Raw genomic sequence first — 13878 nt, forward strand, 5'->3', positions numbered from 1 at the left:
CGCCTCACCCGGCCAATCGCAGTTCGCGGGCGCTGCCGTAGAGGACGAGCGCGATGATCAACGTCACCGTCACCACCGCGATCAGCGACAGTCGGACCGACCGGCCGGTCGCCACGCCGACGTCCTCGGGACCACCGGACGCGTAGTAGCCGTAGTAGGTGCACACCAGCATCACCAGGATCGCCATCACGATCGCCTGCAGGAACGACCAGAGGACGTCCGACGGTATGAGGAACGTCGAGAAGTAGTGCTCGTACACGCCGGGCGACTGCCCCAGGACGTTGACGGTCACGACGCGGCTCGAGAGGAACGAGAAGATCAGCGCCACCGCGTAGATCGGCAGGATCGTGATCATGCCGGCCAGCAGCCGGGTGCCGACCAGGTACGGCATCGCCCGGACCGCCATCACCTCGAGGGCGTCGATCTCCTCGCTGATCCGCATCGCCCCGAGCTCCGCGGTGGTGCTCGCACCGAGGGTCGCGGCCAGCCCGATCCCGGCGGTCACCGGGACGACCACCCGGATGTTCACGTACGCCGACAGGAAGCCGGTCATCGCGTCGACACCGATGTTCCCGAGCGTCGAGTACCCCTGGACGGCGACGGTCGCGCCGGCGAACAGCGTGAGGAAGCCGGTGATCATCACGGTTCCGCCGATCAGCGCCAACGCACCGCTGCCCAGGCTCATGTCCGCCACCAGCCGCAGCATCTCGCTGCCGTAGTGGCGGGCGGCGCGCACCGCCGCGATGACGGCGTCGACGACGAACCGGCTCATGCGGCCGATGCCGACGACGGCGTCGTCCAGAGCGCGAACCGCGCGGCGGACTCGGCGGACCGGTCGCGTCGTCATGATCGTCATCCGCCGACCCCCAATGCCACACCGACTGCCGTTAGCACGAGGTTGAGGACGAACAGCGCCGAGAACGCGTACACGACCGTCTCGTTGACGGCGTTGCCCACCGCCTTGGGTCCGCCGAACACCGACAGTCCGCGATAGCAGGCGATCAGGCCGGCGACACAGCCGAACAGCGCGGCCTTGACCTGCGAGAGAATCACCTCACCCGACCCGACCAGCAACGTCAGACTCGACGCGTACGAGCCGGGCGACACGTCCTGGGCGTACACGGAGAAGACGAAGCCGCCGAAGATCCCGATGGCGCAGACCCCGCCGTTGAGCAGGAACGCCACCAGCGTGGAGGCGGCGACGCGGGGGACGACGAGCCGGTTGATCGGATCGATCCCGAGGACGTCCATCGCGTCGATCTCCTCGCGGATCGTTCGCGAACCCAGATCGGCGGCGATCGCCGTCGCCCCGGTCCCGGCGACCACCAGAACAGTCACCAGCGGACCGATCTGCGTGATCGCGCCGAACCCGGCGCCCGCGCCCGACAGGTCGCGCGCGCCGATCTCGCCGAGGAGCGAGTTCAGCGTGAAGACGACGAGCACCGTGAACGGCACCGCCATCACCACGGTCGGCAGCAACGAGACCCGGATGATGGCCAGACACTGTGCACCGAACTCGGTCACCTGGACCGGTCGGCGCCCGGCCGCACGCGCCGTGTCGGCGCACAGCGTGAAGAACTCGCCGGCCCCCGAGACCACCGCCCTGGCTGCGATCACGGCACCACCCGATACCGCAGCATCATGTCGTGGTCCTCGTGATCGAGGATGTGGCAGTGCCACACGTACCCCTGCAGTTCCTTGGGGGATCCGGCCGCAGCATCCCCGTGTCCGCCCCCGTGCGGCGTCCGGGAGACCGCGCGGCCGCCCGCCGAGCGGGTCCACGTCTGCGTGGGGTCCGAGGAGAAGATCGCGTCGGGATCGAAGCCGAGCTCGTCTGCCGTCGGAAACCGCACGATGATCGAGGTGACGTGCCCGCCGGGCGCGCGGACCGTGTCCTTCCACCCGGCCTCCCACGCGGCGGGACCGCGCATCGGGCCGGCGTAGAAGTCGCTCGGGTCGGGTGCCCATCGGGTGCCGATCGGCGGCTGCGGATGCGCCGCCTGGTAGTCGACGGTGCGCAGCGGGCGGCGCCCGAGGACCCGGAACATCACCAGATGCAGGTGAATCGGGTGCGGGTCCGGGGTGATGTTGATGATGTCCCAGCGTTCCGTGACGCCCTGCCGGGGCTTCTCGATCTGCGGATCGGCGTAGCGCAGGTTGTTCAGCGACATGATCGCCGGCGGCAGACGCAGCTCGTAGGGCTGCGAGACGCTCACCCTGCGCACCCGGGAGGGCCTGGCGATCGGCGGGATCCGGTCGGGTCGACGCGCACCGCCGCGGAGCGTGGTCGGCACCTCGCGGCGGTCGCCGCGACCGGCGCCCGCGATGAACCGGCAGAACCGCGGGAGGGCGACCTCCCCGAGGATCGCGGCCTGAGTCGGTGGCGCCAGATCGTTGCAGAGGTCCACCGTCTCGCCCGGTGCGAGGGAGCTGAAGTCGACGAGGATGTCGAACCGTTCCGCCGGTGACGCCTGGATCGAACAGGTCCGCACCGGTGCGTTCAGCAGGCCGCCCTCGTTGCCGATCACCCAGAATCGCATCCTGTTCGAGAAGAACAGATTCCACACCGAGAACGACGACGCGTTGATCAGTCGGAAGCGGTACAGGCCGCGGTCGACCGTCAGTTTGGGCCATACGCGGCCGTTGACGACCGCGCGGTCGCCGACGGCCCCGCCCTCCCAGAGGCCTTCGGGTACCACCGGGGTGGACCGCAGCGACTGGTGACCGTTCTCCCGGAAGATCTTCTCCTGCAGGATCAGGGGGATCTCGTGCTCGCCGGCGGGCAGGCCCAGCGGGTTGTCCGGGCGGCCGGTGTCGAAGTCGTCGCGCAGAAAGTACATTCCCGCCAGCCCCGCGTAGACGTTGGCGCGCGTGATCGCCATCGCGTGGTCGTGGTACCAGAGGTGACCGGCCTCCTGCCGGTTCGGGAACCGGAACGGCGCGGTGCCCCGGTGGGGCAGCGTCAGCCGCTCCGGGTTGCCGTCGTATTCCGGCGGGGTCGCCCCGCCGTGCAGGTGCATCACGGTGGGCGGCCGATCGCGGTAGCTCTCCCGCACACCGTGCAGCGACGCGTCGAGGTCGGCGGCGAACACGTGCCGACCGAGTTCGCTGCGATAGTTGACGGTCGTCTGTTCGCCGACGTGCGCCTCGATGGTGGGTCCGAGGTACGACTCGTCGTTGTACGCCATCGTCGGCACCGCGGGCTGGTCGCGGTGGAATCGGTTGCGCGTCGTCCGCGCGACGATCTCGATGGGCTCGGTCGGTGAGGACACGAGTGTGCTCGGCACCGGCAGGTCGTCGACGTACTTCGCCATCGGCGGCGAGTGGAAGATCGTCGGCCACTTGATCTTCGGCGGCTGGATCTTCGGTGCGGGCGCCGCCTGCGCGGTGCCCGACGAGACGTGGCCCGCCAGTGCTCCCGACGCTGCGGCCGCTGCCGCTCCCAACAGAAATTCTCGACGGTTGACCTTCGCGCCCACGTGGTTCCCTTGTTCGGCGTCCGATGAGACGCAGGCCACAATACCATACGGTATGGTTTGGACATGCTGAGTCGCCGCCGCCCGTTCTCCACGCTCTCGTTGATCATCGGCACCGCCGTCGCGGCCGTCGCCGCACCGCTCGCCGTCCCGGCCGAGTCGGCGGCCGGCCCCGCCGCCTGCCCCACGCAGTACCTGTACCTGCACGACATGGCGGGGACCGCCGCGGAGATGTCGTCGTTCGCCCGGCGCATCGGGACGCCCGCAGCCTGCTCGGTGGTCGTCGACTACGGGCGCACGCCGCTCACCGACACGGTGGTGCGCGCCGGCGGACCGCCCGCCGCCGGCTTCACCGCCATCGACGCGAGCGCCCGACAGGTCGCCGACCGCATGCGCCTGCGGCAGCACTCCGGCGCCACGTGGACCGTGATCGCCCACGGCGCCGGCTCCCTCGTCGCCCAGCGGGTGGTCCAGCAGACCGGTGACGCCCGCCGACTGAATCCGGTCACCGACCTCATCGCGATCGGACCCCTCTGGAGGGGGACCAACATCGGCTTCCTCGGCGACACCGAGGACCTCAGCAGGCGTCTCGGGACCTACGACGCCGTCCTGCGGATGGAGAAACCGCTCATCGACCCGTGGTGCGCCGGCTGTCGCGAACTCGTCCGCGGCTCGGACCTGCTGGTCGCCCTCCGGCGAGCCGGGCTCCCGTCCCCCGAGCTGCGATACACTAACGTCATCTCGCCCATCGACGGCCTGGTGAGCGATCCCTTGTCGGCGGCCATCGAAGGCATGGACAACCGGATCCTCGACCCGGCACGCACCCGGCGCCCGGCGCACCACTTCGCCCTGCTGTCGGAGCCGGCGGTGGCGACCATCGTCCGCGACGCCGTAGGAGGATCCACTCAGCGATGACGAAGTCGCCACGCTCGCATCGACTCAGCGCCACCGACTGGGTCGACGCGGCCCTCGCACTCGTCACGTCGGAGGGCGTGCACGGCGTCAAGATCTCATCACTGTGTGCCGAACTCGGCGTCACCAAGGGCAGCTTCTACTGGCATTTCAAGGATCTCGACGCCCTCTGGGAGGCGATGGCCGCACGCTGGCAGGAGATGAATCGTCTCCGGGTCGCCGAACTGCACGGGCTCACCGAGATGCCCGCCGATGCTCGGCTGGTGGCTTTGTCGACGATGCTGATCAGCGACAGTCACCTCACGGTGGAGACCGCGATCCGCGACTGGGCGCGCAGCAGTGAGAAGGTCGCCGGCACGGTCCGCAACATCGACGGCGAGATCTTCAAGGTCGTCAACGACACCCTGTTGGAGCTCGAGATGAGCGCCGCCCAGGCTCGGCTCCTCGCCGGGCTGCTGGTGTACGCCGGGATCGGGTACATCCACGGCCACGGCGCATTGCCGACCCCGACGCCCGACGAACTCCAGCGCGCGATCTCCGGACTCCTGGCGTCGACGATCGACCGACCGCTCGACGATCCCGACGCCGAGTAGCCGCGGGCCCGATCGCCGCTACGCCGTCAGCACGTAGCGGAGGATCTCGACGACCTGGTCGGTGCTCGTGCACCAGGCCTGGGCTTCGGCGTCGACCTCTTTGAGCGGGTGGACGATGTCCTCGTCGTGGAGCGTCACGTACGGCTTTCCGAGTGCGGCGCAGTAGCCGGCGTCGAACGCGGCGTTCCACTGTTTGTACTTGTCTCCGAAGCGCACCACCACCAGATCGGCCTTCTCGATCAGCGTGCGCGTGCGGATGGCGTTGACCTTGGACGACTGGTGGTCACGCCAGAATCCGCTCTCGGTCGCGCCCAGATGGTCGCCGGCGGCGTCGCTCGCCGGGTGGTCGGTCACCGGGGCGGTGAAGACGACGTCGAGTCCGGCGGCCTCGGCGCCGCGCTGAATCTCCGCGCGCCAGTCGGTGTGGATCTCGCCGGAGAGGTACACGGAAAAACTCATCGATGAATGCTCCTGCTTCGGGGAGACAGATTCCTGTCCCGTTCTCTGCCCACCACCCTAACGAGTCGGCCCGTCCCCTGTTGCGCCCGAACTGTTGCGCCCGAACTGTCGCGCCCGAACTGTTGGGCCCGGACGTCTGCCCCTTGAGCGTTGCCCGCCCCGTTGCTTCACTTGGTGCATGCGTATCGATCGCGTCGTCCCCAACCTCACCGTTCACAGCCGCGAGGCGCTCGACGCGGTCGTCGCGCAGCACGTCGGCGTCTTCGGCCTGACCGTCCTCATGGATCACGGCTGGATCGTCACCCTCGGCGACGATCGAGGCCATCAGCTCAGCGTCATGACGCGTGACGCAGGCGCCCCGGTGAACCCCGACGTGTCGATCTTCGTCGACGACGTGGATGCCGCCCTCGCTCGCGCCGAAACCGCCGGCCTCGAGATCGTCCACCCGCTGACCGACGAGGACTGGGGCGTGACTCGGTTCTTCTACCGCGACGCCGGCGGCCGCGTCGTCAACGTCGGCACGCATTCCTGAGACCGGGCGCCGCCAGCAGTGCGGTGAGCCCCGCGGTCAGAACCGCTTCCGGATCTTCGGGACGTGCCGCGTGCAGCGTCGCGTACGTCGGTGCGAGTCGCGGGTCCACCGGGGCCACACGCTCATGCCCTGCGATCGGTGCCGTCGTCGCGCTGCCGATGACGAAGTTCGACAGCGCATACGCGTCCCCGAGGGGGTCGGCGGAACCACGCTCGACGAGCAAGACGCACATCCGTTCGGACAGCAGCAGGTAGTTCGGCCCCCTCGGCGCGCGCATCGCGATGACCTGGCACGCCCAGGGGCGCCGGACCAGATGCCGAAAGTACGCGACCATCAGTGCGTCGAGCGGCGCCCGGCGCACTGCCGATTGCAGTTCGGCGTCGCGTCCGAGAGCATCATCGAGCGCCACATCGAAGAGGTCGTCGCTCGACGAGAAGCGTGAGTACAGACTGGCCGGCGCGATGTCGAGGCGTTGCGCGACGGCCCTGACGGTGAGCGCGCGAAGGCCACCCTCGTCGAGGATCGAAGACGCCGTGTGCGCGACCCGTGCCACATCGACGGATCGCGCGCGCTTCACAGGTTTCGGATGATCCCAATAACTCACAGGCCAACCTTATTCGAACAATGTTAGTTTAGTGTGGTGTTGTCGACGTCCTTGCTCCCGATCCGCAACGAGCGGGCCACGCTCCGGACCATGCGTCATTCCGACGCCGACGCGTACGCCGCGGGCACTCGTGACGCCGCCGTCCGCAAGTACGGGCACCTCCCCGAGCCGGAGTACACCGCCGAGTCCGTGCGAGCCCTCATCGACGGGCCGATCCGTGAAGGTCTGGACGACGGCGACCTCGCAGTGCTTGCGATCGCCGATCCGACGACGGACGACTTCGCCGGCAGCCTGGTGCTGTTCGGGGCCACGGGCACGTCCGTCGAAGTGGGATTCTGGGTGCACCCCGACCACCGTGGCAAACAGCTCTCCACCGGCGCCCTCGCCCTCGCAATCGAGCTTCTGCGCCGCAGCCGGATCACCGACGTGACGGCCCGGATCCTCATCGACAACGACGCATCCAGGCGGGCTCTCGAACGTTCGGGCTTTGTGCGTGGTGAGGCCATGCACGATACGACGCCATCCGGCGACAGCGCGGTCCTGCTGCACTACCGCCGAGCGATCGAGGCGATCGAAGCGTTCCCGCTGACCACCGAGCGACTCCGCCTGCGCCTGCACGAGCATTCCGACGTCCGGGCACTGGACCGAATCTATGGACGGTCGGCCGTCGCCCGATATCTCCTCGATGAACCTTGGACGATGCCCGAGACCGTCAGACACGTCGGGGAGCGAATCGCGCATACCGGCCTCGCGGACGGCGGTACGAAGCTTGCGTTGGTCGTCGAACACGACGGCGCCGTCATCGGCGATGTCACCCTGTGGCCGACCGACCCCGAACACCGCGTGGCGGAGATCGGCTGGGTGCTCGACCCCGAATGGGGCGGCCGGGGGCTGGCGAGCGAAGCCGTGAACGCGGTCCTGTCGACGGCGTTCACGCACTATCGCCTGCACCGTGTCGCAGCACAGATGGATGCCCGCAACACGGCGTCCGCCGAACTCGCACGCCGGGTCGGAATGACGGCAGAAGCGCACCTGCGGCAGAACTGGTGGAGCAAGGGAGAGTGGACGGACACGCTCATCTTCGGCGCTCTCGCCGGAGACACCGACCCTCATTCCGGTCGGCCCGACCGCGCGCCGAGAGCTGCGAACCCCCAGCGGAATCGACCCCTCTGACGTGATCCACTCACCAGACGTGTCGTGAGCCGGAGGCGAATCCCAGCCACGTGTGCCGTTTGCTGCACCAGCACCAACCGTGTTTCGGGGCTCCCCGATGCTGTGTCGGCCCCGTCAGGTCCTGTCAGCGTGCCACCGCACCCGCGTCTTCGAGAACTCCTGCGAATGCGGCGACCAGGCGTTGCGCCGCCGCACGCTCACCGCCGACTTCCATGGAGCTCAGATCGATGCCGTCGTAGAGCACGCCGGCCCAGGTCGTAGAGTCACCGGAGATGGTCACGGCAGCATCGGGGGCCCGATCGCGTTCGATGGACAGTCGATCCGCCCAATGCAGCCGATAGATGTATCGTTCAGCGTCTCGGTTCACGCGCATGTCAGCCAACCGCAGTTCCACGTACAACGGCGGGTCCATCGTGAGCGGCGGTGCCATCGTCAGCATGGACTGCGCGATCGCGTCGGGAGTCAGACCGCACCCATCGACGTCACGCACCGGCGACCTCAGCGCCCAGCGCCCCAACGACTCGAAAACCGGCCGCAGTTCGGCCGCCCATTGTGTGACGGCGTACACGGTGACTCGCGCAGGAGCGGGCAACGCCGTGCGCCGGACCAGACCCGCCGCCTCGAGCTGACGCAGTCGTGCCGTCAAGACCGCCGGCGTGACACCCCGCAAGGAGGCCTCGAGTTCGGCGAAGCGTTTCGGGGCAAGCATCAGCTCACGCAGCACCGGGTAGGTCCATCGATCCCCGAGCAGCTCCATCGCGTGCGCTGTTGCGCAGGCATCCCCCTGAACCGCGTAGGAACGCTTGATCGGCATGACTCCATGTTGTCACTATGGACTTCGAAGCTCCAACTATGTTAAACATAGTGTCGAGTCGACGGCTTGGAACATCCTTCACGACCACGAGCAGGCCGACCAGACAACCCCACCCGCCGCCCCACAGGACCTCAAGGAGCCCCGATGGCGACCGCATCCGCCTCGAAACAGACGCATGGCGTCGTCGACTCCACGGACGGGACACCGATCGCCTGGAGTCGGGTCGGCACCGGCCCGGACCTGGTGATGGTTCATTGTGTCGGCGTCTCCCGCGCCACCACACCACAGCCGACGCTCGCCGATGCGCTCGCCGAACGCTTCACTGTCTGGACCTACGATCGCAGGGGGAAGGGCGAGAGCGGCAACACCGACCCCTACGACGTGCAGCGCGAGGTCGAGGACCTCACCGCCGTCATCGACCTGGCCGACGGCCCCGTCACGGTTTACGGGTTCTCCTCCGGGGCGACGCTCTCCCTCATCGCCGCCGAAGCCGGTGCCCCGATCGAACGCCTGGCACTTCTGGAACCACCCCTCTACGACGAGCCGGACCCCGACCATGCGTTCCGCGCTGAAGGGGAACGCCGACTCGCGGACGGCCCGGACGTCCTCCACCACTGGTTCCAGACCGACGTCGTCGGCGTCCCCGCCGAAGTATTGGCCGAACTGCCGCCACCGTCCGCAGAGACCCTGCGGGATGCCGCGTCACTTCTGCACGAGCTGACCTTTCTGCCGGGAACGCCGGCGATTCGGTTCTCCTCGGTGCGGCAACCGACCCTGCTCATCGCCTCGGACTCCACCGCACCCGAGATCCACACTTGGGGAGAGGAGTTGGAGGCGACGCTGCCCGACGCGCGCCTGACGATCCTTCCGGGCGAATGGCACGGTGTTGACGATGCCACGCTGACCACAGCGATCGGCGACTTCGTCGACGAATGAGAGCGCCATGGCGTCGGCAGAACTCGACCGCCAGCGACTCCATAGGCAGGACCCCCTCCGAACAACAACAAGCACCCGACCATTCGCCGGACCTGCCAGTTCCCTGCTGATCATGACGATCAGCAGGGTCTCGAAACGATCCGTCCGGACTTCCTTAACGCGGCCGCAATCCTGTCAGCACCAGTGCGAGCAGACCGTCGACGAACGCGTCGTCCAGATCTCCGGTTCGCAACGCCCATCGATGAAACACAGGCCCGAAGATCAACTCAACCGCAAGTCCCGGGTCCACAGAGCTGTCGACCTGGCCCGCCCGGATGCCCTCCTCAATTCTCGCAGCAGTCGCGTCCAGCTGCGGGCGGAGCAGCCTCCGCACCAGTTCGTCGGCAATAGCCCGGTCGGCCTGCACCTCCGCGGTGAGCGTTCGCTGAAGGCGGTCGGTTGCCGGATCCCTGAGCTCAGCCGCCGCCCCTCGCAGTACCATCCTGAGATCGGACTCCAGATTCCCGGTATCCGGGACGCCGACCACACCCGATTCAAACGAATTCGACTCCAGGATCGCATCGAATAACACTGCCGCTTTCGACGGCCACCAACGGTAAATCGTCTGTTTTCCAACACCGGCCGCAGCCGCGATTCCCTCGATGCTCATCCGCCCATATCCAACCTCGCGAGCAAGCCCTCGCGCGGCGGAGAGTATCGCGCGACGGGCTCGCTCGCTTCGTCTCGAGGCGTCAGGACCCGGAGTTCGGGTAGCTGAGGCTCTCTCGGGGGGTGAAGTCATGGGGCAAGAGTAATCAAAAACGAGACGAGACGCACCGTCTTGACAAGAGATCGCTGCTCGTCCACCCTGACGAGACGGACCGTTTCGTTGAAGGGATCGCCACATGACGGCAACAACGCAGAGACCTCGCACCTGGCTTGTCACCGGCGCGGGCCGCGGGCTCGGCCGGGCATTCGCACAGGCCGCACTGGCGCAAGGTGATCGCGTCGTCGGAACGACCCGCACCCCGGGGGCGATGGCCGAGTTGCGGGAGACCTACCCCAACTCAGCCCGCGAGATTCTTCTCGACGTGCGCGATGCCACCGCGGCCACTGCAGCTGTTGACAAGGCAGCCCGTATATTCGGCAGTCTCGACATCGTCGTCAACAACGCGGGCGTCGGTTTTGTCGGGGCCCTCGAGGAGATCGACGAGAAGGAAGCGCGCGAGCACTTCGACGTGAATCTGTTCGGCGCGATGTGGGTGTCGCGCGCGGCGATCCCGCACCTGCGGGCGAATGGCGGCGGTGACCTCGTGCAGATCTCAACACTGGGAGCCATCGGCTCGATGCCGATGCTCGGGCTCTATAACGCAAGCAAGTGGGCGCTCGAGGGATTCAGTGAGGCACTGTCCTCCGAGGTCGCGCAATTCGGGATCCGGGTGACGATCGCGCAGCTCAGCGGATTTGCCACCGACTGGGCCGGCAGCAGCATGCAGTTCGCCACCCCCAAACATGAATACGACGGGCTACGCGCTCACATCTTCGGGACTTCAGAGGTCCCGTGGCCGACCGTTGACACCGACGCGCCGCCGACGGATGCGCACCCCGAACAGGCGGCCGATGCGCTCCTCGCCCGCCTGGCTGGTCCGGACCATCCGTTACGAACACTCATCGGGGACGATGCCCCGGACCAGGCCGCGACCGCATACGCGGCCCGCCGCGACTCCTATGGCACGAACGGGACGTTCCACTGGCCGACATGAATCGTTAAGAAGACTGCTACCCACCACCCCTCTCGGACCAACGAATCCCACGCAATGCCTGCGGCAGCATGCCCACGCACGCGAGCGAACATGTTCTTGATGCGAATCGAACGCTGCGCGATCCATTTCCGAGGCTGTTGAGCCAGTTGACCAGTGCGCCGCGGTCTCCGCGGCCGGCGCCGCCACCGGAGTCGTCGGCGGCGGCGCCACCGCGATCGCCGCGGCGGCGCTCGAGACCGACGATCTCCTCGCCGGCTGCCGCGGAATGGGCGCCGACTATCCTGCAGCTATGACTGTGCCACTGACGCTCGAAGTGATGATCGGAGTCAGTCGCGCCACGCGCCGTGCCGTTCCGCCGCGCATGGCCGTCATCTTTGCGGCCATGCACGTCCGCGACTGCCTCGGCCTCGGCGTGGAACGGACTCGCTGATGGGCGCAGGCGGCATCCTTTTCGTCCTCATCGCCATCGCATTCGTCGTGGCTGCTCCCTTGGGCGCACTCCTGCTCGTCATCGCCTGGAACACCCGCGGAGACAAGCATTCCCGTGCCACGGCGATCATCGGCGGCGTTCTCATCGGAGGTATCCCCGTCGTAGCCGTGGTCCTCTTCACTGGAGGCCTGCTCGTCGGGGCCGTCGTCAACGACCCGAAGACCCTCGTCGTCGACCTCCGCAGTCCCGCCAACGCCTCCGAACTGGGTGGCACCCCGTTCCTCGGGTCCGACAAGATCCGCGAATTCACCTCCGACAACATCGATCTCACCCTCCCCGACGGTTCCACGTTCGCGGCGCACGATATAACGATGTCCGTTCATACAGACACGTCCGATCGCATCGAGTTCGTGTCGATCAGCCACCGCTCACAGCCGTGGGACGACGCCGTCGCCACTCTCCGCGACTGGTCGCACGACCTCGACATCGCCCTTCAGCCGCCGACCCGTCTCGATCGGGAGTGGGAGCAGTCCGCAAAGTCTGGCGGCGCCACCGTCGACATGCGTCTATATCCGACGAGCGCAGGGAACGGCGCCCCGACTCTCAAAATCCGACTCACGTCCGCGAACTGACTCGAACTTCGATACTTGCAACCGACTCTGAGCCGACGGAGAGTGCCGGCGTTCGGATTGACGCAGATGCTGTGCTGCACCATCCGGTCAACGCGCCTGCCCTACTGCTCATGCCAGATGCGCTCGGCGTCCTTGCTGCCGAACGATCTGATCACGTCAGCAGAGCATAACGGGCACCGTCATTAACGCTAGACGTTAAATCGGAACTCCACCGCGTTCCGGCACGTACAGCCATCACCTGGCGGCCAATCGTTCGAGCCGACGCTCGATGAGCGTTTGGGCCCGATCGCATTGGCTGAAAAAGCAAATCGCCTCGTCGACGCGCCCGCGCAGGGCGATGACCAGTCTGGTGCAGTGGGTTTCCCATTCGAGTGGGAATGGGGATCTGACAGGGCGGGGGCAACGAGCGGGCGTCCAGGCTTCTGGACGCCCGCTCGAGGTGCAGAGGTCCTTTAACCTTCGCTGATGGTCATCTTCGCAACCTTGTCGCCGTCGGTGTCGAAGACGAACTTCGAGCGGCCGTTGGCGTAATTCGAGCGCCAGTCGCCGATAACGGTGACGGTGTCGCCGGTGACGTCGACCTCTTCGACGGTCAGGGTGCCGCGGGAGCCGATGAACTCCTTGTCGCTCCACGCCTTGATCGCCTGGCGACCGGTGAAAATGCGACCCCAATCATCCACTGCGCCGGCCTCGATGAAGGCGTCGAGGAACGCCTGCTCGTCATGGGCGTTGACCCGATCGAGGAATGAGGCGACAGGCTCGGGAATCACTTGTTCAGTCATGGGCGTCCTCCTTCTCAGCGGGTGGTGTATCCGCCGTTGGCGAAGATCGTCTGTCCGGTGATCCACCAGCCCTCGGTGGCAAGGAACCGCACGATCGGGGCGATGTCCTCAATCTTGGTCAGCTGGCCGCCCATGGCCTGGGACTTGTGGAACTCGACCCGCTCGGGCGTCTCCTGCCCGTAGAAGAACGGAGTGTCCATCGGGCCGGGGCCGATGGCGGTGACCGAGATCCCTCGCTCGGCGAACTCCTTCGCCGCCGCACGGGTGAAGTGCTCGACTGGGCTCTTGCCGCCGGCGTAGGTGGAGTAACCGTCGGTGAAGGCGGCCAGGAGCGAGGTGACGATGGTGATGATCTTCCCGCCGTCGGCGACGTGCTTTCCGGCCTCCTTGATGAAGAAGTAGGCGGCCTTGGAGTTGATGTCGAACATCGAGTCGTACTCGTCCTCGGTGGTCTCGACGATCGGCTTGCGCAGAACCTTACCCGCAGTGTTGACCGCGACGTCGATCGTCCCGAGCGCAGCCTGCGCGTCGTCGAACAGACGCGCCGCGTTGTCGGGCACGGTCAGGTCCGCCTGGAAGAGTGCGCCCTTGACGCCAAGAGCCTCGACTGCGGCGAGGGTGGCCTCGGCCTCGGAGCGGCTCGAGTCGGAGTTGTAGTGGATGGCGACGTTCGCGCCGGCCTGCGCCGACTGCCGGGCGATCAATCCGCCAAGGTTCTTGGCTCCACCGGCGACGAGGACGTTCTTGCCTGTGAGTGTGTGCTCGGTCATGGACCCTCCATATCGCTGAGACA

The 13878-nt window shown here is 67.1% G+C and carries 18 protein-coding genes; 8 read left to right on the top strand and 10 right to left on the bottom strand.

From position 1 onward, the window contains the following. Window positions 1-4: 4 nt before the first annotated feature. The 3 genes from G528_RS0107150 to G528_RS0107160 are packed head-to-tail and all read right to left on the bottom strand — an operon-like array spanning window position 5 to window position 3446. Entirely contained in the window at window positions 5-847 is an 843-nt protein-coding gene (locus G528_RS0107150; protein ID WP_026918383.1) for an ABC transporter permease, read from the bottom strand. A gap of 5 nt (window positions 848-852) precedes the next feature. Further along, complete coding sequence (locus G528_RS0107155) at window positions 853-1617, bottom strand: MlaE family ABC transporter permease (protein ID WP_026918384.1); 765 nt, start codon at window positions 1615-1617, stop codon at window positions 853-855. Beyond that, window positions 1614-3446, bottom strand: a complete 1833-nt coding sequence (locus tag G528_RS0107160; RefSeq protein WP_035719311.1) for a multicopper oxidase family protein — start codon at window positions 3444-3446, stop codon at window positions 1614-1616. Before G528_RS0107160 ends, G528_RS0107155 begins: the two co-directional genes overlap by 4 nt. A gap of 96 nt (window positions 3447-3542) precedes the next feature. Between G528_RS0107160 and G528_RS16705 the strand changes: the two genes are divergently transcribed. Both G528_RS16705 and G528_RS0107170 read left to right on the top strand, forming a co-directional pair. Further along, window positions 3543-4391: a hypothetical protein gene (locus G528_RS16705; RefSeq protein WP_156890377.1), complete on the top strand. Its 849-nt coding sequence runs from the start codon at window positions 3543-3545 to the stop codon at window positions 4389-4391. Further along, window positions 4388-4981, top strand: coding sequence for a TetR/AcrR family transcriptional regulator (locus tag G528_RS0107170; protein WP_026918386.1), 594 nt, complete (start codon window positions 4388-4390; stop codon window positions 4979-4981). The genes G528_RS16705 and G528_RS0107170 overlap by 4 nt, the downstream gene beginning before the upstream one ends. An 18-nt stretch (window positions 4982-4999) precedes the next feature. On the opposite strand, the gene G528_RS0107175 is transcribed toward G528_RS0107170, so the two are convergent. Then, on the bottom strand, window positions 5000-5440 hold the full coding sequence (locus tag G528_RS0107175; protein ID WP_026918387.1) for a YtoQ family protein: 441 nt from the start codon (window positions 5438-5440) through the stop codon (window positions 5000-5002). Window positions 5441-5618: 178 nt separating this feature from the next. Between G528_RS0107175 and G528_RS0107180 the strand changes: the two genes are divergently transcribed. Further along, on the top strand, window positions 5619-5972 hold the full coding sequence (locus G528_RS0107180; RefSeq protein ID WP_026918388.1) for a VOC family protein: 354 nt from the start codon (window positions 5619-5621) through the stop codon (window positions 5970-5972). Here the strand turns inward: G528_RS0107180 and G528_RS0107185 are convergent. Further along, on the bottom strand, window positions 5950-6549 hold the full coding sequence (locus tag G528_RS0107185; protein ID WP_211220606.1) for a TetR/AcrR family transcriptional regulator: 600 nt from the start codon (window positions 6547-6549) through the stop codon (window positions 5950-5952). The two genes, G528_RS0107180 and G528_RS0107185, sit on opposite strands and share 23 nt — an antisense overlap. Before the next feature lie 63 nt (window positions 6550-6612). Here G528_RS0107185 and G528_RS18795 point away from each other — a divergent pair, with 63 nt between their 5' ends. Then, the gene (locus tag G528_RS18795; RefSeq protein ID WP_084638103.1) at window positions 6613-7749 is read left to right on the top strand and encodes a GNAT family N-acetyltransferase; all 1137 of its coding nucleotides are present in this window, start codon (window positions 6613-6615) and stop codon (window positions 7747-7749) included. Between the two features lie 10 nt (window positions 7750-7759). On the opposite strand, the gene G528_RS18945 is transcribed toward G528_RS18795, so the two are convergent. Both G528_RS18945 and G528_RS16715 read right to left on the bottom strand, forming a co-directional pair. Then, entirely contained in the window at window positions 7760-7867 is a 108-nt protein-coding gene (locus G528_RS18945; RefSeq protein ID WP_425402219.1) for a DUF5701 family protein, read from the bottom strand. A 6-nt stretch (window positions 7868-7873) separates the two neighbouring features. After that, the gene (locus G528_RS16715) at window positions 7874-8563 is read right to left on the bottom strand and encodes a winged helix-turn-helix transcriptional regulator (RefSeq protein ID WP_051198442.1); all 690 of its coding nucleotides are present in this window, start codon (window positions 8561-8563) and stop codon (window positions 7874-7876) included. 144 nt (window positions 8564-8707) lie between these two features. Between G528_RS16715 and G528_RS16720 the strand changes: the two genes are divergently transcribed. Further along, window positions 8708-9499 carry an alpha/beta fold hydrolase gene (locus G528_RS16720; RefSeq protein ID WP_051198443.1) on the top strand — a complete coding sequence of 264 codons (792 nt, stop codon included), beginning with the start codon at window positions 8708-8710 and terminating at the stop codon, window positions 9497-9499. Window positions 9500-9653: 154 nt separating this feature from the next. Here G528_RS16720 and G528_RS16725 read toward each other — a convergent pair whose 3' ends face one another. Beyond that, on the bottom strand, window positions 9654-10385 hold the full coding sequence (locus G528_RS16725; protein WP_342663110.1) for a TetR/AcrR family transcriptional regulator: 732 nt from the start codon (window positions 10383-10385) through the stop codon (window positions 9654-9656). Between G528_RS16725 and G528_RS0107215 the strand changes: the two genes are divergently transcribed. The 3 genes from G528_RS0107215 (at window position 10384) to G528_RS0107225 (ending at window position 12303) form a co-directional block, all read left to right on the top strand. Then, the gene (locus tag G528_RS0107215; RefSeq protein WP_084638093.1) at window positions 10384-11241 is read left to right on the top strand and encodes an SDR family NAD(P)-dependent oxidoreductase; all 858 of its coding nucleotides are present in this window, start codon (window positions 10384-10386) and stop codon (window positions 11239-11241) included. The genes G528_RS16725 and G528_RS0107215 overlap by 2 nt on opposite strands. A gap of 289 nt (window positions 11242-11530) precedes the next feature. Further along, window positions 11531-11671: a hypothetical protein gene (locus G528_RS18410; protein WP_156890379.1), complete on the top strand. Its 141-nt coding sequence runs from the start codon at window positions 11531-11533 to the stop codon at window positions 11669-11671. After that, entirely contained in the window at window positions 11671-12303 is a 633-nt protein-coding gene (locus G528_RS0107225; RefSeq protein ID WP_026918391.1) for a hypothetical protein, read from the top strand. Before G528_RS18410 ends, G528_RS0107225 begins: the two co-directional genes overlap by 1 nt. Before the next feature lie 452 nt (window positions 12304-12755). Here G528_RS0107225 and G528_RS0107230 read toward each other — a convergent pair whose 3' ends face one another. Both G528_RS0107230 and G528_RS0107235 read right to left on the bottom strand, forming a co-directional pair. Then, window positions 12756-13085: a nuclear transport factor 2-like protein gene (locus G528_RS0107230; RefSeq protein ID WP_026918392.1), complete on the bottom strand. Its 330-nt coding sequence runs from the start codon at window positions 13083-13085 to the stop codon at window positions 12756-12758. A 14-nt stretch (window positions 13086-13099) separates the two neighbouring features. Then, window positions 13100-13855 carry an SDR family oxidoreductase gene (locus tag G528_RS0107235; RefSeq protein WP_026918393.1) on the bottom strand — a complete coding sequence of 252 codons (756 nt, stop codon included), beginning with the start codon at window positions 13853-13855 and terminating at the stop codon, window positions 13100-13102. Window positions 13856-13878: the final 23 nt, after the last annotated feature.

Source organism: Gordonia shandongensis DSM 45094 (genome assembly GCF_000423025.1).
GTDB classification, from domain to species: domain Bacteria; phylum Actinomycetota; class Actinomycetes; order Mycobacteriales; family Mycobacteriaceae; genus Gordonia; species Gordonia shandongensis.

Coding starts and splice junctions, on each gene's coding strand:
- G528_RS0107235 (WP_026918393.1), bottom strand. CDS start 13,855: ATGACCGAGCACACACTCACAGGCAAGAACGTCCTCGTCGCCGGTGGA.
- G528_RS16705 (WP_156890377.1), top strand. CDS start 3,543: ATGCTGAGTCGCCGCCGCCCGTTCTCCACGCTCTCGTTGATCATCGGC.
- G528_RS16720 (WP_051198443.1), top strand. CDS start 8,708: ATGGCGACCGCATCCGCCTCGAAACAGACGCATGGCGTCGTCGACTCC.
- G528_RS0107150 (WP_026918383.1), bottom strand. CDS start 847: ATGACGACGCGACCGGTCCGCCGAGTCCGCCGCGCGGTTCGCGCTCTG.
- G528_RS0107170 (WP_026918386.1), top strand. CDS start 4,388: ATGACGAAGTCGCCACGCTCGCATCGACTCAGCGCCACCGACTGGGTC.
- G528_RS0107175 (WP_026918387.1), bottom strand. CDS start 5,440: ATGAGTTTTTCCGTGTACCTCTCCGGCGAGATCCACACCGACTGGCGC.
- G528_RS18410 (WP_156890379.1), top strand. CDS start 11,531: ATGACTGTGCCACTGACGCTCGAAGTGATGATCGGAGTCAGTCGCGCC.
- G528_RS0107230 (WP_026918392.1), bottom strand. CDS start 13,085: ATGACTGAACAAGTGATTCCCGAGCCTGTCGCCTCATTCCTCGATCGG.
- G528_RS16725 (WP_342663110.1), bottom strand. CDS start 10,385: ATGTGGCGATCCCTTCAACGAAACGGTCCGTCTCGTCAGGGTGGACGA.
- G528_RS0107215 (WP_084638093.1), top strand. CDS start 10,384: ATGACGGCAACAACGCAGAGACCTCGCACCTGGCTTGTCACCGGCGCG.
- G528_RS0107180 (WP_026918388.1), top strand. CDS start 5,619: ATGCGTATCGATCGCGTCGTCCCCAACCTCACCGTTCACAGCCGCGAG.
- G528_RS16715 (WP_051198442.1), bottom strand. CDS start 8,563: ATGCCGATCAAGCGTTCCTACGCGGTTCAGGGGGATGCCTGCGCAACA.
- G528_RS0107225 (WP_026918391.1), top strand. CDS start 11,671: ATGGGCGCAGGCGGCATCCTTTTCGTCCTCATCGCCATCGCATTCGTC.